Genomic DNA, 23,907 nt, shown 5'->3' on the forward strand with positions numbered 1-23,907 from the left:
GACGCGGCGCCTGGCTCCGTGATGAGATGGATACAGCAACGAACGATCCACACCCTTGATGACCCAAGCCACACTCCTGAGTTCCAGCTATTCACATTACGCAGCGCGCGCGCTGGCGGCTCGTCCCGAACTGGCCGAACGCATTGCGACCTTGGCTGCAGAACCCGTCACGCGCGAACGGATCGAAGCCCGCTTCGACGATCTGTGCGCGGCGTTGGCGAGTTCCGCCGATGGTTCGTTGACCGAAGAGGGTCTCAAATGCGCGCTTCGTCAGTTACGCACCGAGGTGTTTTGCGCGGTGATGGAGCGAGATCTGGCTGGGCGCGCCGATGTTGCGGAAGTCACCGGAGCCATGACCGATCTGGCCGAAACGACCATCCAGCGGGCGATGGCGGTGCTCTCCGCCGATCTCGAAATGCTCTACGGCGAGCCGCGCGGCCCCGAGGGCGAGCGTCTTGCGCTCGGCGTGGTCGGCATGGGCAAGCTGGGTGGACGCGAGCTGAACGTATCGTCTGACATCGACCTGATCTTCATTTACGAAGAAGACGGCGAGACCGCCGGCGGTCAGCGTCCGCCGATTGCCACACAGGACTTTTTCACGCGTCTCGGCAAACGCCTGATCGCCGCGCTAGCCGAAGTGACCGCCGACGGTTATGTATTTCGCGTCGATATGCGGCTGCGGCCGAACGGCGATTCGGGACCGCTGGTGTGTAGTCTTGGCATGCTCGAAGAGTATTTTTACGTGCAGGGCCGCGAGTGGGAGCGCTACGCCTGGATCAAGGGGCGGCTTGTGTCCGAAGGCAGCAGTGACGCTGCACGCCGCATGCAGAAGCAGCTCGATGCGATCTGCACACCGTTTATCTATCGCCGCTATCTGGACTTCGGCGTGATCAGCGCGATTCGCGCGCTGCATCTGCAGATTCGCCAGGAGGCGCAGCGCCGTGCCTCGATGCGGCCGGACAAGGCCGACGACATCAAGCTTGGCCGTGGCGGCATCCGCGAGATTGAATTTAGCGCCCAGGTGTTCCAGTTGATTCGCGGCGGCCAGGACGCGGGCCTGCGCGTGCGGCCGACGCTCGCCGTGCTGCGCCACGCCGCAACGCATGGTCTGATCGCGCCGGTCGTGTGTGTGGGGCTCTCGCAGGCATATCGGTTCCTGCGCGAACTCGAGCACCGGCTGCAGTATCGCAATGACGCGCAAACGCATGCGATGCCGGTGGATCCGGAAGAGCGCGCGGCGCTGGCCCGTGCGATGGGTTTCGACGATTACGCGGCGCTGATGGCGAAGCTCGACGCGCATCGCGAGATGGTCGAGCAGCAGTTCGACCAGATTTTCGCCGACAAGGTGAACGGCCGCGACGGTTGCGGTGCGCCGGAAGACGGTGCCGCGGTGTGGGTCTGGAGTAGCGCGCTGGCCGACGATAGTGCGGAAGCTGCGTTGCAGGCGCGCATCGCCGAACTGGGAATTCCCGAGCCCGCCGAGCTGCTCGCGCGCCTGCGCGCCGTGTGGAATTCGTCGCGCTACGCGGGGCTTGCGGAGCGTAGCCGGCAGCGCTTCGATATTGTCGCGCAGCGAGCGCTCGAAGCCGCGCGCACGCTGGAGCCGCCCGCGCGGCGTGGCGACACGGTGGCGCGCTTCTTCGACCTGCTCGAGGCCGTTAGCCGGCGCGGCGCGTATCTGGCGCTGTTGACCGAATATCCGCAGGCGTTGCACCGCGTACTGTCGGTGCTGGGCGCCTCGCATTGGGCGGCCGGTTATCTGATCCGCCATCCGCAACTGCTCGACGAACTGCTCGATGACGAAGCGATTGCGAGCCCGTTCGACTGGGCCGAGTTCAAGCGCACGCTGCGCTTGCGCCTTGCCGCGGCGGACGGCGTCGAACAACAGATGGATTTGCTGCGCCATGCGCACCAGGCTGAAGTGTTCCGCATCCTGCTGATCGATCTGGCCGGCAAGCTGAGCGTGGAACACGTGAGCGACCGGCTCTCCGAACTGGCCGATGCCGTGCTCGACGTGACGCTCGAGGCAGTCTGGAAGCAACTGGCCAAACGTCATCGCGAGGTGCCGCGTTTTGCCATCATCGCGTACGGGAAACTGGGCGGTAAGGAACTGGGCTACGCGTCGGACCTCGACCTGATCTTTCTCTACGACGACCCCGACGATGCGGCCGCCGACGTCTATTCCACCTATACGCGGCGTCTGATCACGTGGCTGACCATGGCGACCGGTGCGGGCACGCTGTTCGACGTGGACCTGCGGCTGCGGCCGAACGGCGAATCGGGACTGCTCGTCACCGATCTGGATGCGTTCAGGCGCTACCAGTTACGCGAGGGCGATGCGGCCAATACGGCGTGGGTGTGGGAACACCAGGCGTTGTCGCGGGCACGCTACTGCGCGGGCGATGCCGAGATTGGCGCGAGCTTCGAAGCGATCCGCGAGCAGGTACTGACCACGCCGCGTGAGGCCGGGCCGCTCGCCAAAGAGATTGTCGAGATGCGCGAACGCGTCGAAGCCGGCCATCCAAACCGTACCGAGCTGTTCGATCTGAAGCACGATCGCGGCGGGATGGTGGATATCGAATTCACCGTTCAGTATTGGGTGCTGCTGCACGCCGCGCGTGACCCCGAGCTGATCCGCAATACGGGCAATATCGCGTTGCTGCGTGAGGTGTCGCGCTTTGGGATGATGAGCGAGGAAGAGGCCGAGACGGTTGGCGCGGCTTATCGCACGTATCGCAAGCTGCAGCACAGGTTGAGGCTCGACGGGATGGAGAAGGCGCGCGTCGAGCCGGAGACCGTCGAGGCGGAGCGCGCGGCTGTGCTGGCGTTGTGGAAGCGGGTGTTTGGGTGAGGCGAGGGCGGGGGGCGCTGTCGTAACTGCCGTCTACGCCGCGAGCATTTCCTTCGCGTGCTTGCGGGTGGTGGCGGTGATCTCCAGGCCGCCGAGCATGCGTGCCACTTCCTCGATCCGGCTGGCCTTGTCCAGCGACGTGACGCTGCTGACCGTACCGCCTTTCTTGTCCGATGCCTTGGCCACCTGGAAATGATGGTCGCCGCGCGCTGCCACTTGCGGCAAGTGCGTGACGCACAGCACCTGGCGAGCGCGACCGAGTTGATGCAGCAGACGCCCGACTACTTCGGCGACGCCACCGCCAATACCGGTATCCACTTCGTCGAAGATCAGGGTGGGGGTCGGGCTGGCGGCGCTCGCGATCACAGCGAGCGCGAGGCTGATCCGCGCCAGCTCGCCGCCTGAAGCGACCTTGGCGAGCGGCCGGAGCGGCACGCCGGCGTGCCCGGCAACGCGGAATTCCACCTGTTCGAGGCCATGCGCTCCGCCTTCCGGCAGCGCGACGAGTGCGACCTCGAAACTGCCGCCTTTCATCGACAGTTCCTGCATGCCCGTGGTGACCGCCGAGCCGAGCGCCTTGGCGGCCTTGGCACGTGCTTTGGACAGCTGTTTGGCATCGGCCAGATAGGCTTCCTTTGCTTTGGCCTCGGCAGCGTGCAGGCTGTCCAGATCCGCGGCGGCGTCCAGTGCGGCCAGTTGCGCGCGACGCGCGGCGTGTTCCTCCGGCAGCGTCTGCGGCTGCAGACGGAATTTGCGCGCGGCCGAATGCAAGGCGTCGACACGTCTTTCGATCTGGGCGAGCCGGTCGGGGTCCAGTTCGAGCCTTTGCGCGTAGTGGCTCAGCGAATAGGCAGCTTCCTGCAACTGGATTTCAGCAGGCTCGAGCGCAGCGAGCGCATCGTTTAACGCTGGATCGATTTCCGCCAGGTCGCGCAGCTTCGAGACGATCGATGCCAGATGCGTGATCATCGCCTCGTCCGACTCGGAGAGGGCGTTGAGCGCTCCCTGCACGCCTTCGATCAGGTTGGCCGAATGCGACAGACGGTTGTGTTCTGCGTTGACCTCTTCCCATTCACCCGGCTGCGGGGCGAGCTTGTCGAGTTCGGCCAGTTGCCACGCGAGCCGCTCTCGTTCGAGTTGCAGTTCGCGATCGCGCGTTTTGGCTGTTTCGACCGCTTGCGCCCGGTCGCGCCAGGCGCGCCAGGCGCGGCTCACCGCGGCAGCCTTGTCGACCAATCCTGCGTGCGTATCGAATAGCTCACGCTGCGCATCCGGGCGCATCAGTAACTGGTGGGCGTGCTGTCCGTGAATGTCGACCAGCATTTCGCCGACCTCGCGCAGTTGCGCGAGCGTCGCCGCAGTGCCGTTGATGAAGGCACGCGAGCGGCCGTTCGCATCCACCACACGCCGCAGCATGACGGTCTCGTCGTGCGAACCGGCGCCGTTTGCACCGTGCGTACTATTCGTGCCGCTCGCCGAGCCTAACGCCTGCTCGTCGAGCCACTGATCCACCTGAGCGTGCGTTTCGAATTCCGCGGTGATATCCGCGCGGGCCTCGCCGGTGCGCACGACGCTTGCATCGGCGCGGGCGCCAAGCGCGAGTGCCAGGGCGTCGATCAGGATCGATTTGCCGGCGCCTGTTTCGCCCGAGAAAACCGTGAAGCCGCTGTCGAATTCAAGGTCGAGCGCGGCGACGATGACGAAGTCGCGTATCGAGAGGTGGCGAAGCATGGAGGTCGTCTGGTAGCTTGGGTTACCGGCTGCGGCCAGGTGCTCAGGGTTAGCTCAGGATCGGCGCAGTGTTCGTTCAGGATTCAGGATTCGGGATCGGTTCAGGGCTTGATGTCGTCTTCGTGCGACGGGTATTCATTCCAGTGCAGCTTCTTGCGCAACGTCGCGTAATGGCTGTAGCCGACCGGGTGCAGGAGCGGCACGGTATGGCGTGAGCGGCGCACTTCGATCTTGTCGTTGTGTTCGAGCGCGGTAAACGACTGCATGTCGAAGTTGACGTTGACGTCGCGGCCGGAGACGATCTGGATGCTGACCTTTGAGTCGTCCGGCAGCACGATGGGGCGATTCGACAATGCGTGCGGCGCAATCGGCACCAGCACGATGCCTTGCAACTGTGGATGCAGGATTGGCCCGGCTGACGACAACGCGTAGGCGGTCGATCCAGTCGGCGTGGCGACGATCAGTCCGTCCGAGCGCTGGTTGTACATGAAGCGGCCATCCACGGCCACGTGCAGCTCCGCCATTCCCGAGAAACCGCTGCGGTTGACCACCACGTCGTTGAAGGCCAGCGCGTGGTAGATGGGGCTGCCGCCGCGCATGATGCGCGCTTCCAGCAACATGCGTTCCTCGCGCTCGAAATTGCCGCTCAGCATCTGCGGCACGAGTTCCTGCATGGCTGAAATCGGGATGTCGGTGATGAAGCCGACCCGCCCATGGTTGATGCCGATCAGCGGCGTGCGGTACGGCGCAAGCTGGCGGCCGATGCCGAGCATCGTGCCGTCGCCGCCCAGCACCACGGCCACGTCGGCGCGGGCGCCGATTTCCGCGGGGCGCAGGGCGGGGTAGTCGGTAATGCCGATCTCCGCAGCGGTGTCCGCTTCGAACACCACGTCGAAGCCGCGCCTGGCGATGCACGCGGCGAGCGCGGTCAGCGGCTCGCCAATGCCTGGCGTGTTGTTGCGCCCGACGAGCGCGACGGTCTTGAACTGACTGGTAACTTGCATGCCGGCATTACACCATAGGTGAGGGCTGAAAAGAACCGTCCGCGGCCACATGGGTGGCCGGCGCCACGCGGGCGCGCCTGTCGGGCTGCAGGCCCGTGCCGGCCGGCCTGCGCAGGATTATCGGCAGAATGATGAACTCCTCGTGACAGCGGGATGGTATGCGTTGCGTCGAACCCGCAGGTGCGGGTTCGCGCCAGGGGTTGTGCGGGCAAACCGGCACATGCAGCCCATGCCTCGCCAACGAAGGCGTGAACGCTGTTATTGTTAGCGCTCGCGGTCGTCGCGTCATTAAGCTAAACTTTTCCGTCATGCTAGATCCCCGCGCACAAACCCTCCTCAAAACGTTGATCGAGCGATATATCGCTGAAGGTCAACCGGTCGGCTCGCGCACGTTGTCCCGCTACTCCGGTCTGGAGCTGAGCCCGGCGACGATCCGCAACGTGATGTCCGATCTGGAAGAGGCGGGGCTTGTCATCAGCCCGCACACCTCGGCGGGCCGCATTCCAACGCCGCGCGGCTATCGTCTGTTTGTCGACACGATGCTCACAGTCGAGTCCGCGGCGGACGAGGAAGCGGTCACCCGTACCGTCAAGACCACGCTGCAGGCGGGCGAGCCGCAGAAGATCGTTGCAGCGGCGGCGAGCGTGCTGTCCAGCCTGTCGCAGTTTGCCGGCGTGGTGCTGACCCCGAGGCGCAGTCACGTCTTCAAGCAGATCGAGTTCATGCGCCTGTCCGACAAGCGCATCCTGCTCATCATCGTCACGCCCGAAGGCGACGTACAGAACCGCATCATGGCGACGCAACGCGATTTTTCGCCGTCGCAACTGGTGGAAGCGTCCAATTACATCAATGCGCACTTTGCCGGCCTTTCCTTCGACGAAGTGCGCCGGCGCCTGCGCGAAGAGATCGACGAGCTGCGCGGCGACATGACCACGCTGATGCACGCCGCCGTCAAGGCCAGCACAGATGAAGCTGACGCCGGCGAGACCGTGCTGATCTCCGGCGAGCGCAATCTGCTCGAAGTGGCCGACCTGTCTTCGGACATGGCGCGGCTGCGCAAGCTGTTTGATGTATTCGACCAAAAGACCAGCCTCCTTCAGTTGCTCGACGTATCGAGTCACGCCCAGGGCGTGCAAATCTTCATTGGCGGCGAGTCGAATCTCGTGCCGATCGAGGAAATGAGCGTCGTGACCGCGCCGTATGAAGTGAACGGCAAGATCGTCGGTACGCTCGGCGTGATCGGGCCGACGCGCATGGCCTACAACCGTGTGATTCCGATTGTCGACATCACCGCGCGCCTGCTCTCGCTGACGCTCAGCCAACAATAAGCGTCTGCGCCCCGGTACCGCGGCACGTTTCATTGCCTTGCCATTGCCCGCATCTCCGTCGGGCAGGAGCCCGAATTGCATGCTGCAAATGATGCGATGCGGCGCGCGGCTTGCCAATCGGCCGAATGGCCAGGTATCGGCTGCGGACCGCCCCGCTATAATGACTCTCACCTGAACCGATTTCCCGCTGTACGCGGCTAGCCCTGTTGCCTATGCGTTTCGATCTCGAGCGGCCATCGCAACCCGCCACATCTCATCGTGTTGCGGTTTTGCTGATCAATCTGGGCACGCCCGACGCACCGACGCCACGGGCCGTGCGGCGCTACCTCGCGCAGTTTCTGTCCGACCCACGTGTCGTGGAGATTCCCGCGGTCCTCTGGCAGGTGATCTTGCGGCTCCTGATCCTGCCGGTTCGCGGGCGCTCGTCGGCCAAGAAATATGCTGCGGTATGGACACCGGAAGGCTCGCCGTTACGCGTGTTCACGGAGAAGCAGGTGGAAGGTCTGCGGCATCTGCTGCAGTTGAACGGCTACACGGCGATCGTCGACTACGCCATGCGCTACGGCATGCCAGGCATCCCGGACATGCTGAATCAGCTCAAGCTGGCGGGTGCCGAGCGCGTCCTGCTGGTGCCGATGTATCCGCAATACTCGTCGTCGACTACGGCTACGGCATTCGACGCTGCATTCTCGGCGCTCAAACGCATGCGCAACCAGCTGGAAATCCGCACCATCCGCCAATATGCCGATCATCCGGCGTATATCGCGGCGCTGGCGGCGCAGGTACACCAGTACTGGCATGCCCATGGACGCCCGGATTTCGCGGCCGGCGACAAGCTGGTGCTGAGCTTCCATGGCGTTCCCAAACGTACGCTCGATCTCGGTGACCCGTATCACGACCAGTGCCAGCAAACGGGGGCACTGTTGATGCAGGCGCTCGGGCTGACAACGGTGGAGTGCCGCGTCACGTTCCAGTCGCGTTTCGGCAAGGCTGAGTGGTTGCAGCCCTATACCGCGCCGACGCTCAAGGAGCTGGGCGCGGCGGGGGTGCGCCGCGCGGATGTGTTTTGTCCGGGCTTTACTGCCGATTGCCTGGAAACTATTGAGGAAATCGGCATGGAAGTCCGCGACGAGTTCGTCCATGCGGGCGGCAAGGAGTTTTACCGCATTCCTTGCCTGAACGCCTCGCAGGCGTGGATTGCGGCGCTGGGGGAGATCGTCGCCCAGAACCTGCAGGGCTGGCCGGTGCAGGTGGCCTCCGCGCAAGGTACGGTGCCGGCGTGAGACTGGTTGACGGAATCGTTTTCAACGCGCTTGATGCGCAACTTGCGACGCCGCTTCGTACATAGGGCGCCAGACTAGCTGATGAACTACAGGATTTCGACCGAACCCGGCGCGCGCCTGCGCATCGACAAGTGGTTATGGGCAGCGCGTTTCTTCAAGACACGCTCGCTGGCAGCGGATGCCGTTGACAAAGCTCACGTAAGGATTGGCGGTGCTGCAGTCAAGCCGGCCAAGGAGGTGCGGGTCGGCGATCTCGTCGAAATCGAGATCGAACGCATCGTATGGCAGGTGGAAGTACTGGGTGTGTGCGACGTGCGCGGCCCGGCGAGTGTGGCGCAGACGCTTTATGCGGAAACCGAGGAAAGCAAGGTGAAGCGGCAGGTGGAGCAGGAGCGGCGTAAAACGTATCGCGAGCCGGCCGCCGCTTTGCACGGGCGTCCGACCAAGCGCGACCGGCGCACTATCGACAAACTTTCAGGTGGGGATTGAACAGTTGTTCCATCGTCGCGTGCACGCCGCCATATTCGGTCGTGCTGTCGTTGACGGCCCCGGACATGCAGATGGTCGTGGTTCCCGCTACGAGCACCAAGGCGACCACGGATATTGCGAAGGTCAGTTTCACGGTACTCCCCCGAAATGATGCTGGACGAACGCGCGATGAGTTAAGTGAAGTGGTATATACCAGGTTAGGGTAAACGTGCCTTCCCGGGTGGACAGCTGAAGTTTAGGTCAGTCCACGAGGCCGCTCAATCTCTATCTGATTAATGGTTGTAACGAGGCATTTCTGCCGCACTGTTGCGGTGCGAAAAGTTCCTTTTGACCGCTTGAAATCGTGCTTTGAGACCCAAACTCAGTAGGCGATGAGCGGTGGTTTGTGTGGCGTTTCTGCAACGCTCAAGCGGGCCTTTCAGAGCACCACGCGGCCGCCCTTGGCTTTAACTTTTTTACGACTTTCAGCGACATGGAAAACACGCAAGAGAATCCGACGAGCCAGAATCCCACGCCCGCCGAAGAAGCCGCGCGCCAGGCTGCCGAGGCCAACGCAGCTCAGCCGGAAGTCAACCCGGCTGAAGCTGCGCCGGCCGGCGCCGAAGCCGCGTTGGCCGAAGCGCAGACCAAAATCGCCGAGTTGCAGGAGAGCTTTCTGCGTGCCAAGGCCGAGACCGAAAATGTGCGCCGGCGTGCGCAGGAAGATGTCACCAAGGCTCACAAGTTCGCGATCGAGAGCTTTGCCGAGCATCTGCTGCCTGTAGTCGACAGCCTCGAGGCCGCCGTCGCCCACTCGTCCGACGACCTGCAGAAGGTTCGTGAGGGTGTCGAGCTGACGCTGCGCCAGTTGAGCGGTGCGCTTGAGAAAGGCCGCGTCGTGGCGATCAATCCTCCGGCAGGCGAGAAGTTCGACCCGCATCGTCACCAGGCTATTTCGATGGTGCCGGCCGAGCAGGAGCCCAACACCATCGTCTCCGTGCTGCAAAAGGGTTACGTGATCGCCGACCGCGTGCTGCGCCCGGCGCTCGTTACCGTCGCCCAGCCGAAGTAAGCCGAAGTAGACCTCAGGCATCGCTCAGGCGCTCCCGGGCAGGCATCCCCGCTATCATGGCCAACCTTCCCGTCGATTCCACGGCTTTTGCCGTGTTCGAGATGCAGGAATTGAGCGCAGAGTCGTTCGACGCCGCGCTCGAAGCGGTTCGCGATGAGGTGGCGGTGGTGTTCTTCTGGGGACTCGACTGCTTCAACTGCGAAATAGCGAAGAAGGCGATGCTGGCGCAGCCCGACGCGATTCGCGCGCTCGGGCTTAGATGGTTTCACAGCAACGTCTACGAGCACCGTGAGCTGGGCCGCCGTTTCATGCTGCATGGCGTGCCGACGTGGTTCTTCTTTCATCGTGGCAAGCGGCTTGGCCGGGCGACTGGCTGGCACGGCCTCGGGCAGTTCGAGGCGGCGGTGGCAGCCGCCCGGGGGAAGGCTGCCGCAAAGGCCGTTTCAAAGGCGATGGATGGCGTGGCCGGTACTGGCGGTTAGCCGGGGTGGCAACAAGTCGGGCAAATCCCCGGCAACGCCAATCCCGAAGCCGCAGGCGATTGAAAAAAATTAAAGACCGCATTGCATTCAAGGTCTTGAAAACGATGCAGACGCACTTATGTTGAGTGCAGGTTTGAATTGAAGGCGGGTTGCCTTGCCGCCAGATGGGCACAAGGCAACCTACCGCAGCGATCAAAGTCAGGAGATTAGTAAAAATGGGCAAAATCATCGGCATCGACCTCGGCACGACCAACTCGTGCGTGGCGATCATGGAAGGCAATTCGGTCAAGGTGATCGAAAACTCGGAAGGCGCGCGCACCACGCCGTCGATCATCGCTTACATGGAAGACGGCGAGATTCTCGTCGGCGCGCCTGCGAAGCGTCAGTCGGTCACGAACCCGAGGAACACGCTGTACGCGGTCAAGCGCCTGATCGGCCGCCGCTTCGAAGAAAAAGAAGTGCAGAAAGACATCGCGCTGATGCCGTACAAGATCGTCAAGGCCGACAACGGTGACGCCTGGGTCGAAGTGCGCGATCAGAAACTGGCTCCGCCGCAAATCTCGGCTGAAGTCCTGCGCAAGATGAAGAAGACCGCTGAAGACTACCTCGGCGAGCCGGTCACCGAAGCGGTGATCACGGTTCCCGCGTACTTCAACGACAGCCAGCGTCAGGCCACCAAAGATGCGGGCCGCATCGCCGGTCTGGAAGTCAAGCGCATCATCAACGAACCGACCGCAGCTGCGCTCGCGTTCGGCCTCGACAAGAACGAAAAGGGCGACCGCAAGATCGCCGTGTATGACCTGGGCGGCGGCACGTTCGACGTCTCGATCATCGAAATCGCCGACGTTGACGGCGAGAAGCAGTTCGAAGTGCTCTCGACGAACGGCGATACGTTCCTCGGCGGTGAAGACTTCGACCAGCGCATCATCGATTACATCATTGGCGAGTTCAAGAAGGAACAAGGCGTCGACCTGTCGAAGGACGTGCTCGCGCTGCAACGCCTGAAGGAATCAGCTGAAAAGGCCAAGATCGAACTGTCGTCGAGCCAGCAGACCGAAATCAACCTGCCGTACATCACGGCAGACGCGTCGGGTCCGAAGCACTTGAACCTGAAAATTACGCGTGCGAAGCTCGAAGCGCTGGTGGAAGAACTGATCGAACGCACCATCGAGCCGTGCCGTCTGGCTATCAAGGACGCTGGCGTGAAGGTTGGCGAAATCGACGACGTGATTCTGGTCGGCGGTATGACGCGTATGCCGAAGGTGCAGGACAAGGTTAAGGAGTTCTTCGGCAAGGAACCGCGCCGTGACGTGAACCCGGACGAAGCCGTGGCCGTGGGCGCCGCGATTCAAGGTCAGGTTCTGTCGGGTGACCGTAAGGACGTTCTGCTGCTCGACGTGACCCCGCTGTCGCTCGGCATCGAAACGCTCGGCGGCGTGATGACGAAGATGATCAACAAGAACACCACGATCCCGACGAAGCACGCACAGGTGTATTCGACGGCCGACGACAACCAGGGTGCCGTCACGATCAAGGTGTTCCAGGGCGAACGCGAAATGGCAGCCGGCAACAAGCTGCTGGGCGAGTTCAACCTCGAAGGTATTCCGCCTGCACCGCGCGGCGTGCCGCAGATCGAAGTGAGCTTCGACATCGACGCGAACGGTATTCTGCACGTCGGCGCGAAAGACAAGGCGACCGGCAAGGAAAACCGCATCGTCATCAAGGCGAACTCGGGTCTATCTGAAGCCGAGATCGAAAAGATGGTGAAGGACGCCGAAGCAAACGCGGAAGAAGATCACAAGCTGCGCGAACTGGCCGATGCCCGCAACCAGGGCGACGCACTGGTCCACAGCACGAAGAAGGCGCTCACCGAATACGGCGACAAGCTGGAAGCGGCTGAGAAGGAAAAGATCGAAGCAGCGCTGAAGGACCTCGAAGACACGCTGAAGAGCGGCTCGAGCGACAAGGCGGCGATCGAAGCCAAGATCGAAGTCGTGGCAACGGCCTCGCAAAAGCTCGGTGAGAAGATGTACGCCGACATGCAGGCCGAGCAAGGTGCAGCAAGCGCAGCGGCCGGTGCCGCGGGCGCAGCGCCGGGTGGTGCCTCGGCCGGTGGTGCAAGCCAGCCGGAAGACGACGTGGTCGACGCCGAGTTCAAGGAAGTCAAGAAGGACTAAAGCCAGGTCGCCGTCTGACCGTAAAGCCGCACACAGCAATGTGTGCGGGTCGGCTGCAAAACGGTTTGTGTCCGTCTGTGGGGGCATAAACCTGCAAAGCGGTTATCGCGCCTGGTGAGCCTTTTTGGGCTCTCCGGGCACATTTGTTTTATGGAGGGCGTTGCTCAATTCGTGCAAACGAGGGGCGAGCAACGGCCGGACGAGTCGTAAGACTCCAGCATTCAAGAGGAGCCGCCGTGCCTTGCTGCGCGGCGGGCGTTGAACCGATATGGCGAAACGGGATTACTACGAGGTTCTGGGCGTCGCAAAGAACGCGAGCGACGACGAAATCAAGAAGGCTTATCGCAAGCTGGCGATGAAGCATCACCCCGACCGCAATCCGGGCAACAAGGATGCGGAAGAGCATTTCAAAGAGGTGAAGGAAGCCTATGAAATGCTGTCGGACTCGCAGAAGCGTGGGGCGTACGACCAGTATGGCCATGCAGGCGTCGACCCGAATATGGGCGGCGCCGGCGCGCAGGGCTTCGGCGGATTTGCCGATGCATTCGGCGATATTTTCGGCGACATCTTCGGCCAGGCGGCCGGTGGCGCTGCGCGCGGCGGCGGCCGTGGCGGTCCGCAGGTGTACCGCGGTGCCGATCTGCGTTACAGCATGGAAATCACGCTGGAACAGGCCGCGCACGGCTACGACACGCAGATCCGGGTGCCGAGCTGGGTGTCGTGTGAAGTCTGTCACGGTTCGGGCGCGAAGCCCGGTACCAAGCCGGAAACCTGCCCCACCTGTAACGGCGCGGGTTCGGTCCGGATGTCGCAGGGCTTTTTCAGCATTCAGCAGACTTGCCCGAAGTGCCACGGCACGGGTAGCCACATTCCCGATCCGTGTGTGAATTGCCACGGCGCTGGCAAGGTCAAGGAAACCAAGACGCTGGAAGTGAAGATTCCGGCGGGTATCGACGACGGCATGCGGATCCGCTCGGCCGGTAACGGCGAGCCGGGTATCAATGGCGGTCCGTCGGGCGATCTGTACGTCGAAATCCATATCAAGCAGCACTCGGTGTTCGAGCGCGACGGCGACGATCTGCATTGCCAGATGCCGATTCCGTTCACAACGGCGGCACTTGGCGGTGAAATCGAAGTGCCGACGCTGGCGGGCCGCGCGAGCTTTACGGTGCCCGAAGGCACCCAGTCGGGCAAGACCTTCCGTCTGCGCGGCAAGGGCATCAAGGGGTTGCGTTCGAGCATTGCAGGCGATCTGTATGTGCACGTGCAGGTCGAGACGCCGGTCAAGCTCACCGAGCCGCAGCGCGAGCTGCTCCAGCAGTTCGAGAAGTCGCTGGTCGAGGGCGGTGCGCGTCACAGCCCGCAAAGCAAGAGCTGGTTCGATCGTGTGAAGAGCTTCTTCGATTAATGGAAGTTTGAAGTTGGTGGCGGGCAAGATGGTGGATGATCGCGACGCCGTGTTTGCATTGCTCGACGATTGCCACGCGACGGCGGCGCGGCGCTCGAGCCGCCTGTACACGCGGTTTCTGCATGAGCGTGTCTGCGTGGATGCGGAGCAGCTCGATGCAGTATGCGATGCGGTGGCCGCTGATTTGCGGCGTGGTCTGCATGCCGTGATGCTCGGCGATTATGAGTTCGGCCGTCAGCTTGTGCTGCACGGTGCGCGGTCCTCCGGCGGCCAGTCCCGCCAGTCAGAGAATAAAACGCAGCGTGACGATGCCACGCTGCGTTTTTTATTGTTCGAGCAATGCGCGAAGCTCTCGCGTGACGAAGCCGACGCGTGGCTGGTGCAACGCGACGGCGGCGCGGAGCAACCGTCGGTAGCGGGTACCACCGCCGCGCGCCCCAGCGTCGATCCGGCGCAATTCGAAGCAGCCATCGCGGCGATTCATCACGCGCTTAGTATCGGCGATTCCTATCAGGTCAACTACACGTACCGGCTCAGGTTCGACGTCTTTGGCACGCCCGCTGCGCTGTATCGCCGGCTGCGGGCGCGGCAGCCGGTGTCGTATGGCGCGTTGGTCGCCTTGCCCGGCGACCGTTGGGTGTTGTCGTGCTCGCCGGAGCTGTTTGTCGAGAAAGCGGGTGTCACGTTACGCGCGCGTCCGATGAAGGGCACCGCGCCACGTACCCCGGACGATCCCGTCGCCGACCGGCACGCCGCCGAGTTTCTCGCCAACGATCCGAAAAATCGCGCGGAAAACGTGATGATCGTCGACCTCTTGCGCAACGATCTGTCGCGAGTCGCCGAGACGGGCTCGGTCAAGGTGCCAGCGCTGTTCTCGGTCGAACCGTATGCGTCGGTGTGGCAGATGACGTCGACTGTAGAGGCGAGGTTACGTGCCCAGACTTCGTTTGCGGACGTGCTGCGCGCTTTGTTTCCGTGCGGATCGATTACCGGTGCACCGAAGCATCGGACGATGCAGTTGATCGACAGGCTTGAAACCTCGCCACGCGGTTTGTACACCGGCGCGATCGGCTGGCTCGATGCCGCCAGCCACACCACAAACGCTTCTTCAGATTCGGCAAACGCGTCGGATGTCTCAGATGCCTCGGACGTGACAAACGACTCGCACGCTCCAGAAGTGGCGAGCGCCTCAAACCACACCCACAGCGTCTGCGGCGACTTTTGTCTGTCCGTCGCGATTCGCACCTTGACGCTCGATGCGCCGGACGGCAGAACCGGCACCCGTAGCGGCAGCATGGGCGTTGGGGCGGGCATCGTGCTCGACAGCGTTGCCGCTGACGAATACGCGGAGTGCCAGTGGAAAGCGAGATTCCTCACTAACGCCGATCCAGGCTTCGAGCTATTCGAAACGATGTACGCGACGCGTGAGGACGGTGTCCGCCACGTGGCGCGCCATCTCGCACGGCTTGCGGCGAGTGCGGCGTGGCTCGGTTTCAGGTTCGACGAAGCGGATTTGCGCGAGCGAATCGAAGCGCAGTGCGCTGCGCTGTCAGCCGGAGTACCGCATCGCGTACGACTTGCTCTCGCCAAAGGTGGTGCGGTGCAGATTAGCGCAGCAGCGCTGACGCCACTGTCCGACAATGTCGTCGGCGTACTGCTCGCCCCCGATCACGGTTTCACGGCCACCCAGGCGAGCGACATGCTGTTGCATCACAAAACCACGCGCCGGGCGGAATACGACCGCGGCTGGCGCAACGCCGAGGCCCTGGGTGCGTTCGACACGCTGTTTTTTAACGAGCGCGGCGAGTTGACTGAAGGCGGCCGTTCGAATGTATTCGTGAAGCTGGATGGGCGCTGGTGGACGCCGCCGTTATCGTCAGGCGTGTTGCCTGGGGTGATGCGAGGAGTGCTGCTTGAAGATGCGGAGTTGGATGCGCAGGAGCGTGTCCTGAGGCGCGCTGACGTATTGAATGCCGACGCGCTTCTTATATGCAACGCGTTGCGGGGTGCCTTACCGGCGCGTGTCGCAGGGTAGGATTCCGGCCACGACGACAGGCTCGCGAGGTTGGTGTACGGCAGCAGGTCGGTTAGGCGGCCGCTCCGCCAAAGCAGGTCGCGCTGCGTGTAAGGGAAGTAGCGCGGCGCTGAGACAAGCGTCATTCAAGCGCAGTAGATGAGCAACAGGCGCGCCACCCAGTCGACCAGGCGTACATGCCACGTGGATCGCGGCATGTCAGTGAGGTGCAAAGCGTGATCGCGGATTCCCGCGACGTTGATCAGGCAAATGGGGCTCATGGACGTTTCTCTTCGGTTTGCGGCGGAGCCGCGTAAATGAACCGAAGAAGATAGACGTCCAGGCATTCAACAAAAATCGGACGGGTCCCAAACCGTCCGGCACACCAATCTCAAAACGTATGTTCCGGGCCGGGGAACGAGCTGTCCTTCACCGCGCGCACATACGCTTCGACGGCCGCGAAAATGCTCGGCTGTCCCTGCATGAAATCTTTGACGAATCGCGGACGCTTGCCGGGGAAAATCCCGAGCATGTCGTGTAGCACGAGCACCTGCCCCGAGCATTCCACCCCCGCACCAATGCCGATGGTCGGAATCCGCAACTGCCTGGTGGCTTCGGTGCCGAGCTGAGTCGGGACCGCCTCGATCACGACCAGTTGAGCACCCGCGTCCTGAATAGCGAGCGCGTCGCGTAGCAACTGGCTTGCGCCGGCTTCCGTCTTGCCCTGCACCTTGAAGCCGCCGAATGCGTGCACCGACTGTGGCGTGAGGCCAATATGCGCACATACCGGAATGGCTCGCTCCACCAGGAAGCGCACCGTATCGGCGAGCCATTCGCCACCTTCCAGCTTGACCATGTGGGCGCCCGCGCGCATCAACTCCACGGAGCTGGCGAAGGCCGTCTCCGGTGTGCCGTAGGTGCCGAACGGCAGATCGGCGACGACCAGCGCTGACGGGCGTGCCCGCGCAACGCAGGCCGTGTGATACGCGATTTCTCCGAGCGTGACCGGCAGCGTCGTCGTCTGGCCTTGCAGCACATTCCCTAACGAATCGCCGATCAGCAGCACGTCGACGCCCGCGCGGTCCAGCAGTGCCGCAAAGCTCGCGTCGTAACAGGTGAGCATGGCGATCTTTTCGCCCGCGTCGCGCATTGCCTGCAGTTTCGGAACGGTAATGGCGTTCCTACTCGTTTCCTGCAAATAGCTCATGGGGTGTTCCGTTGGAAAAGGAGGAGGGCACCGTCGCTCAGAGCGACGTGCCTTTGACAAAGAATTCCTTGCGCCCGCGCATCGTCTCGATGCGTTCGACGAGCAGCGCAAGGTCCGCGTCCGAGTCGAGCGGATTCAGGTGTTCGGCGTTGACCGTCAGCACCGGCGTGCGGTCGTAGTGATAGAAGAAGTCGTTATACGCGTCGCATAGGGAGTGCAGGTACGCGTTCGAGATCTGTAGTTCCATTGGGATCGCGCGTTTCTGGATCCGCGCAAACAGCACTTCCGGGCTGGCCTGCAGGTACACCACAAAATCCGGCGCTGGGGCAGTGCCCGGACTTCCCGCGGTGGTTCCGCGCGGAGTCTGTGCATCGATCTGCTTTGCGAGTGCGCGATACAACTGCCATTCGTCTTCAGGCAGTGTCAACCGGGCGAAGATCTCGTTTTTCTCCGTCATGAAATCGGCGATCAGCGCTGTGCCCGCCGCGTACGCTGCCGCAACCTCCTGCGCCTGTTGGGCACGCTGAAGGGCAAAGTGCAGTTGCGCGGCCAGCGCGTAACGCCCGGTGTCGCGATAGAAGCGTTCGAGAAACGGATTGTCCTGTGGCCGCTCGAACACTGGTTGCATTGACCATCGTTCCGCGAGGCGTCGTGCCAGCGAGGTCTTGCCAACCCCGATCGGCCCTTCAATCGCGATATAGCGAAACGGCGGGCGTAGCTGGGGGGCGGTGACCGTCAGCGGAGACGTGCTCATGAGCAGCCGCCTTTGGTGGATTTGCCGCTAGTGCCGGCTTCGCTATCACTGCCGCCGCTCAACGCATTGAGCACCGGACACTGACACGGCGACTTCATCTTTTCGATACGCTGATCGGCAACGGCCGCGAGAAACGCGTCGGCGCGACCGTGTTGTGGAATCGTCAAGTCAGGGTCGACTTCGACGAGCGGCACCAGTGCGAACGCGCGCTCGATCAGACGCGGATGCGGCACGATCAGATCCGGTTCCTCGATCGAGTAGTCGCCGAACAGCAGAATGTCGAGATCGAGCGTGCGGGGGGCGTTCCGAAACGGCCGTTCGCGGCCGAAGTGCAGTTCGATCTTGTGGCACAGCGCCAGAAGATGCCGGACCGGCAGGGTGGTATCGAGCTTCACGACGCAGTTGTAGTAGTCGTCACCGCCCGCGTCGATGGGCGCAGTGCGATACAGGCTCGACTTGGCGAGCACGGTGATGGTGTGCTGTTGGGCGAGACACACTACCGCGTCTTTCAGGGTCTGGCGCGCATCCCCGAGATTCGCGCCGAGGCCGAGATAAGCAACCGTCATGGCATAACTTCCTGCGACTATCGTTCGACGGCGAGCAACATGGCCGCGTCAGTCTTCGTGTGAGCCTTCGTGACTCACGTCGTCTGCTGCGCGCTCCACGGTCGCACCGCCCTCCATTCCGTCGCCCGGTTTGCGGTTTCTGGCGCCACTGCTGCGCCTCCGGCGTTTTTTGGGGCTCCGGTCCTTCCCGCCTTGCGTGAGCAATGTCTCGCGCGCGACGGCGTCTCCTTCGATGAACTCCGTCCACCACGCACCGACCGACTCTTCGAGTTCGCCCGATTCGCAGCGCAACAGGAGGAAATCATACCCCGCTCTAAATCTTTGGTGTTCCATCAGCTTCAGCGCGCTGCGGCCCGAGCGCTTTTCGAGGCGCAACTGCAGGCCCCAGATCTCGCGCATATCCGATGAGAAACGTTTGTGGATGGCGAGTTTCTCGGTTTGCATGTCGAGCACTTCGTCCATCGCCCGGTGCAGCGCAGGCACCGGATATTCGCCGTTTGCCTCGAACGCCTGCCAGCGCTGCTGCACGTCGTGCCACAGCAGGGTAGCGAACAGGAAGCCGGGCGAAACCGGCTTGCCGGCGCGCACACGGTTATCCGTGTTGGTGAGCGCGAGCGTGATGAATTTCTCGCCGTGCGGCTGCTCGAGCACTACGTCGAGCAGCGGCAGCAGGCCATGATGCAGGCCTTCCTGGCGCAGGCGCTGCAGACAGGCAAGTGCGTAGCCCGACAGCATCAGCTTGAGCATTTCGTCGAACAGACGCGCAGCCGGCACGTTGTTGATCAGATCCGCCATTTCCTTGATCGGCGCGCGAGTCGTGTCTTCGATCTCGAAGCCGAGCTTGGCGGCAAAACGCACCACGCGCAGCATGCGTACCGGATCTTCGCGGTAACGGGTGGCCGGATCGCCGATCATGCGCAGCAGACGGGCACGCATATCGGCCATGCCGTTGTGATAGTCCAGCACGGTTTGCGTGGCCGGATCGTAGTACATCGCGTTGATCGTAAAGTCGCGGCGGGTGGCGTCTTCGTGCTGCTCACCCCAGACGTTGTCGCGCAGCACGCGGCCGCTGGCGTCGACCGCGTGGGTGCGGCGGTCGAGTTCGTCGCGCTTCAGGCGCCGCGGCGGCGCGGCGTCGGCGGCGGGTGGATCGACCAGGGCACGGAACGTGGAGGTTTCGATGATTTCCTGACCGAACTGCACGTGCACGATCTGAAAACGCCGGCCGATGATGCGCGCGCGGCGGAACAGCTTCTGCACCTGCTCGGGCGTGGCGTCGGTAGCGACGTCGAAGTCTTTCGGCGCGATGCCGAGCAGCAGGTCGCGTACGGCGCCGCCGACGATAAATGCCCGGTGGCCGGCCTGCTGCAGCCCCTCGGTGACGCGAATGGCGTTCCTCGAGATCAGCGCCGGGTTGATGCCGTGCACGTCAGCGGGAATGATCACTGGCACGTCGGGCTCGGGTGCGGCCTTGGTGGTGTCGCGTGACGCCGCCGGTTTGCGGCGCGGTCTGGCCGCAGAGGTAGTGCTGCTGGCGTCGCTATGGCCGGTTTTTGCCGGGGCGCGGGACGCTTCGTCTGCTTCGGAGGGGGCGGTGTTGTCAGCGGGTGCCGGATCCTGTCCGAACAGCTTACGGATAAATTTTTTGATCACGTGGGTTGAAAGAGTTCGAGGATGCGCCAGCCGTGCGCTTGCGCATGAGCGCGCAGCGTGTCGTCCGGATTGGTCGCAATCGGGTCAGTGACCTTTTGGAGCAGCGGGATGTCGTTATGCGAATCGCTATAGAAATAGCTGCGCTCGAAGTCCGACCATGTCTTGCCGAGCGAAGCGAGCCACGCCTCGGTACGGACGATCTTGCCTTCCTTGTAGCTGGGTGTGCCGGTGGGACGGCCGGTGTAGTCCGAGTGCGGCTGGCCGTCCACGGTTTCCGCTTCGCAGGCGATCAGTTTGTCGACACCGAACACGGCGGCAATCGGGCCGGTGATGAATTCGTTGGTGGCAGTGACCATACAGCACAGGTCGCCCGCGTCGCGATGCTGGCGCACCAGTTCGAGCGCGACCGGCACGATGGTGGGCTTGATCACTTCGTGCATGTACATCTGGTGATACTCGGCGAGCTGCGCGCGCGAGTACTTCGCGAGCGGCGTCAGCATGGCGACGAGATAGGCGTGAATGTCGAGCTTGCCGGCCTTGTAGTCGGCATAGAAACGGTCGTTTTCACGTGCGAAGTTTTCGGCGTCGACCATGCCGTGCTTCACCATGAAGCGGCCCCATTCGTGGTCGCTGTCGGTGGGGATGAGCGTGTGGTCGAGATCGAAGAGTGCGAGATTAGCCATGGGGGCCTATTTTACTTGAAGCGGCTGCAACGGTTGCCGTTCTCGACTCTTCAGTGTCCGCCGGGGATGCCAGCATGGCGCGCAGCAGCGGCAAGGTGACCGCCCGTTTCTGTTCGAGCGAGAAGCGATCGAGCGCGTCCAGCAAGGCCATCAGGCTGGGCATATCGCGCCGGAAGTGAGTGAGCAGGTAGGCCGGCACGTCGTCGGCGAGCGCGATGCCGCGTTCACGGGCGGCGTGCTTGAGCACGGCAGCCTTGACGTCGTCGGGCAGCGGCGCGAGGTGAAACACCAGACCCCAGCCGAGGCGCGTGCGCAGGTCTTCACGTACCGCGAGGCCGATCGGCGCCGCGTTGCCGGCCGCCACCAAAGCGCTGGTGGGATGCGCACGCACTTCGTTGAAGAGGTTGAACGCGGCGATCTGCTGGGCGCCGGACAGGCCGTCGCAATCGTCGATGGCGTAGAGCGCCACTCGCGGGTCGAAGGCAAACGCAGCGAGACTGCTCTGGGGGCTTGCAAAGCACGCGTGCCCGGGCTGTGCCTCGTGGACCAGCGCCTGCAGCAGATGGGTGCGGCCGCTGCCCGCCTCGCCCCAGATGTAGAACGAGCGATCAGCCACGGGTCCGGCTGCGAGCGCACTTTCCAGCCCGCGCAGCCGCGTGACCAGCTCTGCGTTGGAGCCGGCGAAGAAGTTGTCGAATGTCGAGGGCGGCGGGGTGCCGAGATCGAGCGTCAGTTGACGAAGCACAGTAGTAGAAACCGGTAATGAGAACCGCGGGTAGCCGTTGAGCGCTTGGGTCAGTTAGCCAGGGATCGTCAGTTCTTGTAAAGCGTGCTCGACAGATAGCCTTGCCGCAATTCGCGCAGGGCCACCGACAGGATCGCGCTAACGGGCAACGCCAGCAACACACCGAAGAAGCCGAATAGCTGGCCGAACGCGAGCAAGGCGAAGATCACGGCGAGCGGATGCATGCCGATGCGTTCGCCGACGAGGCGTGGCGTCAGGAAGAAGCTCTCGAGAATCTGCCCGACGCCGTAAATCACCGCAACCGCGCCGAAGCCATACCAGTCGCCGAACTGCAGCAGCGCGGCGACAAGCGCCAGAGCGAGGCCGGTGGCATAGCCGATATACGGAATAAAGACCGCGACGCCGGTGAAAATGCCGATCGGCAGCGCGATCTCGAAGCCGGCGATGGTTAGTGCGATCGCGTAGAAGACGGCCAGCACGGCCATCACGAGCAGCTGGCCGCGCAGGTACTGGGAGAGCATCCGATCCATGTCGCGGGCAAGCTGCACGGTCTTTTCGAGCCAGCGGCGCGGCACGAAGCCCTCGGCGCGCTCGAGCATGCGGTTCCAGTCGTACAACAGGTAGAACAGGACCAACGGCACCATCACGACGTTGCCGATCACGGTCATCATGACGTTACCGCTGGTGCGGATCGAGGTCCATGCGTAGAGGGCGACGGTTTGCGCGCTGCCTTCGAGCTGATTCATCACGAGATCGCGGATGCTGGCGAAGTCGAGCGAATCGGCGAGGCCGAGCAGGGCCAGTTTGGGTTGCAGCCAGGCGCTAACGTGCGTGAACAGCACGGGTACCTGCAGTTTGAGTTGCGGACCTTCCTTCTGGATCACGACCAGCACCAGCAGGATCATGATGGTGAGGAGCACGGTGAAGACCAGCATCATCAGCAGGGCGGCGAGGGCGCGCGGCACGCGCCGGCGCACCAGCCACGCGACGCCTGGCTGGAGGATGTAGGCGAGGATGGCGCCGAGCAGGAACGGCGTGAGCACCGGGCTGAGCAGCCAGAGCAGGATGCCGAGGCCGAGCGCGATAGCGACCCAGATGAAGGCGCGGCGCTGATACGGTGTCAGAATCGAGGAGTTCTGCTGCAAAATGGATTTCCTGAGGTACGACGGGGGTGAATATGTCCGACCAGGTGGCTGACAGCTCTGCATGGGACCAGAGTAGGCGCTGAAGCGCCAACTCTGGATCGGCATCGGGTAAAATCGCATTTTACCGACCTTCTTGCTCCTCCCCATGAATCAACCGAAATCCGCCCCTGACGCTCAAGGTCTGTCGTATCGCGACGCCGGCGTGGACATTGACGCGGGCGACGCCCTTGTCGACGCGATCAAGCCCTTTGCCAAAAAGACGTTGCGTGACGGTGTGCTGGGCGGCATCGGCGGGTTTGGCGCGCTCTTCGAGGTGCCGAAAAAATACCGCGAACCGGTACTCGTCTCGGGCACGGACGGCGTCGGCACGAAGCTGAAGCTGGCGTTTCACCTGAACAAGCATGACACGGTTGGCCAGGATCTGGTGGCGATGAGCGTCAACGATATTCTGGTGCAGGGCGCCGAGCCGCTGTTCTTCCTCGACTACTTCGCCTGCGGCAAGCTGGACGTCGGCACGGCATCGACGGTCGTGAAGGGCATCGCACAAGGTTGCGAACTGGCTGGCTGCGCGTTGATCGGCGGTGAAACCGCGGAAATGCCGGGCATGTATCCGGATGGCGAATACGATCTGGCCGGGTTTGCGGTTGGCGCGGTCGAGAAAAGCAAGATTATCGACGGCAGCACGATTACCCCGGGCGACGTGGTGCTGGGTCTGGCTTCGAGCGGAATTCATTCGAATGGATTCTCGCTGGTGCGCAAGATCATTGAGCGGGCGCAGCCGGATCTGTCGGCGGACTTTGACGGCCGTTCCCTGGCCGATGCGTTGATGGCGCCTACGCATATCTATGTGAAGCCGCTGCTTTCGCTGATGGAGCAGGTTGCCGTGAAGGGAATGGCGCATATCACCGGCGGTGGGCTCGTCGAAAATATTCCGCGAGTTTTGCGGGATGGGTTGACTGCTGAGCTCGATCATCGGGCCTGGCCGTTGCCGCCGCTGTTCTCGTGGTTGCAGAAGCATGGTGGTGTGGCTGACGCGGAAATGCACCGCGTGTTCAACTGCGGGATCGGGATGGTTGTTGTGGTTGCTGCTCAGGATGCAGATAAGGCTATTGGTCTTTTGGCTGCCGCCGGTGAGCAGGTTTGGAAGATTGGCTCTGTGCGTAATAGTGCCGAGGGTGAGGCGCAGACTGTGGTTGTTTGATTTTTTTGGCCTGCGCGGCGCTTTGGTGGTTGCTCTCGCTGCGAGGGTGTAAATAGTTTTGTGTAAACGGTCATTTGGCAGGAGACTGCCAGTAACAGGAGCGACGATGACCGTAGCGAAACGCAATAAACGGGT

General features: G+C 62.8%; 19 protein-coding genes. 10 read left to right on the forward strand and 9 right to left on the reverse strand.

Annotated features, from left to right (window positions below):
* Positions 1–58: 58 nt before the first annotated feature.
* Positions 59–2,851 (forward strand): bifunctional [glutamate--ammonia ligase]-adenylyl-L-tyrosine phosphorylase/[glutamate--ammonia-ligase] adenylyltransferase, encoded by a 2,793-nt coding sequence (gene glnE, locus P3T24_RS37265; RefSeq protein WP_429441716.1) that lies wholly within the window; start codon positions 59–61, stop codon positions 2,849–2,851.
* Between the two features lie 33 nt (positions 2,852–2,884).
* On the opposite strand, the gene recN is transcribed toward glnE, so the two are convergent.
* Together recN and P3T24_RS37275 are read right to left on the reverse strand one after the other, a co-directional pair.
* Positions 2,885–4,582 (reverse strand): DNA repair protein RecN, encoded by a 1,698-nt coding sequence (recN, locus tag P3T24_RS37270; RefSeq protein ID WP_074265817.1) that lies wholly within the window; start codon positions 4,580–4,582, stop codon positions 2,885–2,887.
* A 101-nt stretch (positions 4,583–4,683) separates the two neighbouring features.
* Positions 4,684–5,586, reverse strand: coding sequence for an NAD kinase (locus P3T24_RS37275; protein ID WP_074265816.1), 903 nt, complete (start codon positions 5,584–5,586; stop codon positions 4,684–4,686).
* 308 nt (positions 5,587–5,894) lie between these two features.
* On the opposite strand from P3T24_RS37275, the gene hrcA reads away from it, so the two are divergent.
* The 8 genes from hrcA to P3T24_RS37315 all read left to right on the forward strand — a co-directional run bounded on the left by hrcA (position 5,895) and on the right by P3T24_RS37315 (position 15,839).
* On the forward strand, positions 5,895–6,914 hold the full coding sequence (hrcA, locus tag P3T24_RS37280; protein WP_074265815.1) for a heat-inducible transcriptional repressor HrcA: 1,020 nt from the start codon (positions 5,895–5,897) through the stop codon (positions 6,912–6,914).
* Between the two features lie 212 nt (positions 6,915–7,126).
* Complete coding sequence (hemH, locus tag P3T24_RS37285; RefSeq protein WP_074265814.1) at positions 7,127–8,197, forward strand: ferrochelatase; 1,071 nt, start codon at positions 7,127–7,129, stop codon at positions 8,195–8,197.
* Positions 8,198–8,278: 81 nt separating this feature from the next.
* Positions 8,279–8,686 carry an RNA-binding S4 domain-containing protein gene (locus P3T24_RS37290; RefSeq protein WP_074265813.1) on the forward strand — a complete coding sequence of 136 codons (408 nt, stop codon included), beginning with the start codon at positions 8,279–8,281 and terminating at the stop codon, positions 8,684–8,686.
* A 472-nt stretch (positions 8,687–9,158) separates the two neighbouring features.
* Entirely contained in the window at positions 9,159–9,737 is a 579-nt protein-coding gene (gene grpE, locus P3T24_RS37295) for a nucleotide exchange factor GrpE (RefSeq protein WP_074266210.1), read from the forward strand.
* 56 nt (positions 9,738–9,793) lie between these two features.
* On the forward strand, positions 9,794–10,219 hold the full coding sequence (locus tag P3T24_RS37300) for a thioredoxin family protein (RefSeq protein ID WP_074265812.1): 426 nt from the start codon (positions 9,794–9,796) through the stop codon (positions 10,217–10,219).
* A gap of 215 nt (positions 10,220–10,434) precedes the next feature.
* Entirely contained in the window at positions 10,435–12,396 is a 1,962-nt protein-coding gene (dnaK, locus tag P3T24_RS37305) for a molecular chaperone DnaK (protein ID WP_074265811.1), read from the forward strand.
* Between the two features lie 268 nt (positions 12,397–12,664).
* On the forward strand, positions 12,665–13,804 hold the full coding sequence (dnaJ, locus tag P3T24_RS37310; protein WP_074265810.1) for a molecular chaperone DnaJ: 1,140 nt from the start codon (positions 12,665–12,667) through the stop codon (positions 13,802–13,804).
* A 28-nt stretch (positions 13,805–13,832) separates the two neighbouring features.
* Entirely contained in the window at positions 13,833–15,839 is a 2,007-nt protein-coding gene (locus P3T24_RS37315) for a chorismate-binding protein (RefSeq protein ID WP_074266209.1), read from the forward strand.
* Between the two features lie 370 nt (positions 15,840–16,209).
* Here P3T24_RS37315 and panB read toward each other — a convergent pair whose 3' ends face one another.
* The 7 genes from panB to P3T24_RS37350 all read right to left on the reverse strand — a co-directional run bounded on the left by panB (position 16,210) and on the right by P3T24_RS37350 (position 22,571).
* A complete protein-coding gene (gene panB / locus P3T24_RS37320) occupies positions 16,210–17,025 on the reverse strand; it encodes a 3-methyl-2-oxobutanoate hydroxymethyltransferase (protein ID WP_429441719.1) in 816 nt (271 codons plus the stop codon).
* A 37-nt stretch (positions 17,026–17,062) separates the two neighbouring features.
* The gene (locus P3T24_RS37325) at positions 17,063–17,779 is read right to left on the reverse strand and encodes a deoxynucleoside kinase (RefSeq protein WP_074265808.1); all 717 of its coding nucleotides are present in this window, start codon (positions 17,777–17,779) and stop codon (positions 17,063–17,065) included.
* A complete protein-coding gene (folK, locus tag P3T24_RS37330) occupies positions 17,776–18,345 on the reverse strand; it encodes a 2-amino-4-hydroxy-6-hydroxymethyldihydropteridine diphosphokinase (protein ID WP_074265807.1) in 570 nt (189 codons plus the stop codon). Before folK ends, P3T24_RS37325 begins: the two co-directional genes overlap by 4 nt.
* 48 nt (positions 18,346–18,393) lie before the next feature.
* Complete coding sequence (gene pcnB, locus P3T24_RS37335) at positions 18,394–19,998, reverse strand: polynucleotide adenylyltransferase PcnB (RefSeq protein ID WP_074265806.1); 1,605 nt, start codon at positions 19,996–19,998, stop codon at positions 18,394–18,396.
* On the reverse strand, positions 19,995–20,681 hold the full coding sequence (locus P3T24_RS37340) for an HAD family hydrolase (protein WP_074265805.1): 687 nt from the start codon (positions 20,679–20,681) through the stop codon (positions 19,995–19,997). Before P3T24_RS37340 ends, pcnB begins: the two co-directional genes overlap by 4 nt.
* Positions 20,674–21,426, reverse strand: a complete 753-nt coding sequence (gene hda, locus P3T24_RS37345; RefSeq protein WP_074265804.1) for a DnaA regulatory inactivator Hda — start codon at positions 21,424–21,426, stop codon at positions 20,674–20,676. Before hda ends, P3T24_RS37340 begins: the two co-directional genes overlap by 8 nt.
* A 68-nt stretch (positions 21,427–21,494) precedes the next feature.
* Positions 21,495–22,571 (reverse strand): AI-2E family transporter, encoded by a 1,077-nt coding sequence (locus tag P3T24_RS37350; RefSeq protein WP_074265803.1) that lies wholly within the window; start codon positions 22,569–22,571, stop codon positions 21,495–21,497.
* A gap of 145 nt (positions 22,572–22,716) precedes the next feature.
* Between P3T24_RS37350 and purM the strand changes: the two genes are divergently transcribed.
* Positions 22,717–23,772: a phosphoribosylformylglycinamidine cyclo-ligase gene (purM, locus tag P3T24_RS37355; RefSeq protein ID WP_074265802.1), complete on the forward strand. Its 1,056-nt coding sequence runs from the start codon at positions 22,717–22,719 to the stop codon at positions 23,770–23,772.
* The last annotated feature ends 135 nt before the right edge of the window (positions 23,773–23,907 follow it).

The sequence above is a fragment of the Paraburkholderia sp. GAS33 genome, assembly GCF_050436645.1.
GTDB classification, from domain to species: domain Bacteria; phylum Pseudomonadota; class Gammaproteobacteria; order Burkholderiales; family Burkholderiaceae; genus Paraburkholderia; species Paraburkholderia phenazinium_B.

Coding starts and splice junctions, on each gene's coding strand:
- grpE (WP_074266210.1), top strand. CDS start 9,159: ATGGAAAACACGCAAGAGAATCCGACGAGCCAGAATCCCACGCCCGCC.
- panB (WP_429441719.1), bottom strand. CDS start 17,025: ATGAGCTATTTGCAGGAAACGAGTAGGAACGCCATTACCGTTCCGAAA.
- P3T24_RS37300 (WP_074265812.1), top strand. CDS start 9,794: ATGGCCAACCTTCCCGTCGATTCCACGGCTTTTGCCGTGTTCGAGATG.
- hrcA (WP_074265815.1), top strand. CDS start 5,895: ATGCTAGATCCCCGCGCACAAACCCTCCTCAAAACGTTGATCGAGCGA.
- P3T24_RS37275 (WP_074265816.1), bottom strand. CDS start 5,586: ATGCAAGTTACCAGTCAGTTCAAGACCGTCGCGCTCGTCGGGCGCAAC.
- glnE (WP_429441716.1), top strand. CDS start 59: ATGACCCAAGCCACACTCCTGAGTTCCAGCTATTCACATTACGCAGCG.
- dnaK (WP_074265811.1), top strand. CDS start 10,435: ATGGGCAAAATCATCGGCATCGACCTCGGCACGACCAACTCGTGCGTG.
- hemH (WP_074265814.1), top strand. CDS start 7,127: ATGCGTTTCGATCTCGAGCGGCCATCGCAACCCGCCACATCTCATCGT.
- recN (WP_074265817.1), bottom strand. CDS start 4,582: ATGCTTCGCCACCTCTCGATACGCGACTTCGTCATCGTCGCCGCGCTC.
- dnaJ (WP_074265810.1), top strand. CDS start 12,665: ATGGCGAAACGGGATTACTACGAGGTTCTGGGCGTCGCAAAGAACGCG.
- P3T24_RS37325 (WP_074265808.1), bottom strand. CDS start 17,779: ATGAGCACGTCTCCGCTGACGGTCACCGCCCCCCAGCTACGCCCGCCG.
- P3T24_RS37315 (WP_074266209.1), top strand. CDS start 13,833: ATGGTGGATGATCGCGACGCCGTGTTTGCATTGCTCGACGATTGCCAC.
- folK (WP_074265807.1), bottom strand. CDS start 18,345: ATGACGGTTGCTTATCTCGGCCTCGGCGCGAATCTCGGGGATGCGCGC.
- P3T24_RS37340 (WP_074265805.1), bottom strand. CDS start 20,681: ATGGCTAATCTCGCACTCTTCGATCTCGACCACACGCTCATCCCCACC.
- P3T24_RS37290 (WP_074265813.1), top strand. CDS start 8,279: ATGAACTACAGGATTTCGACCGAACCCGGCGCGCGCCTGCGCATCGAC.
- purM (WP_074265802.1), top strand. CDS start 22,717: ATGAATCAACCGAAATCCGCCCCTGACGCTCAAGGTCTGTCGTATCGC.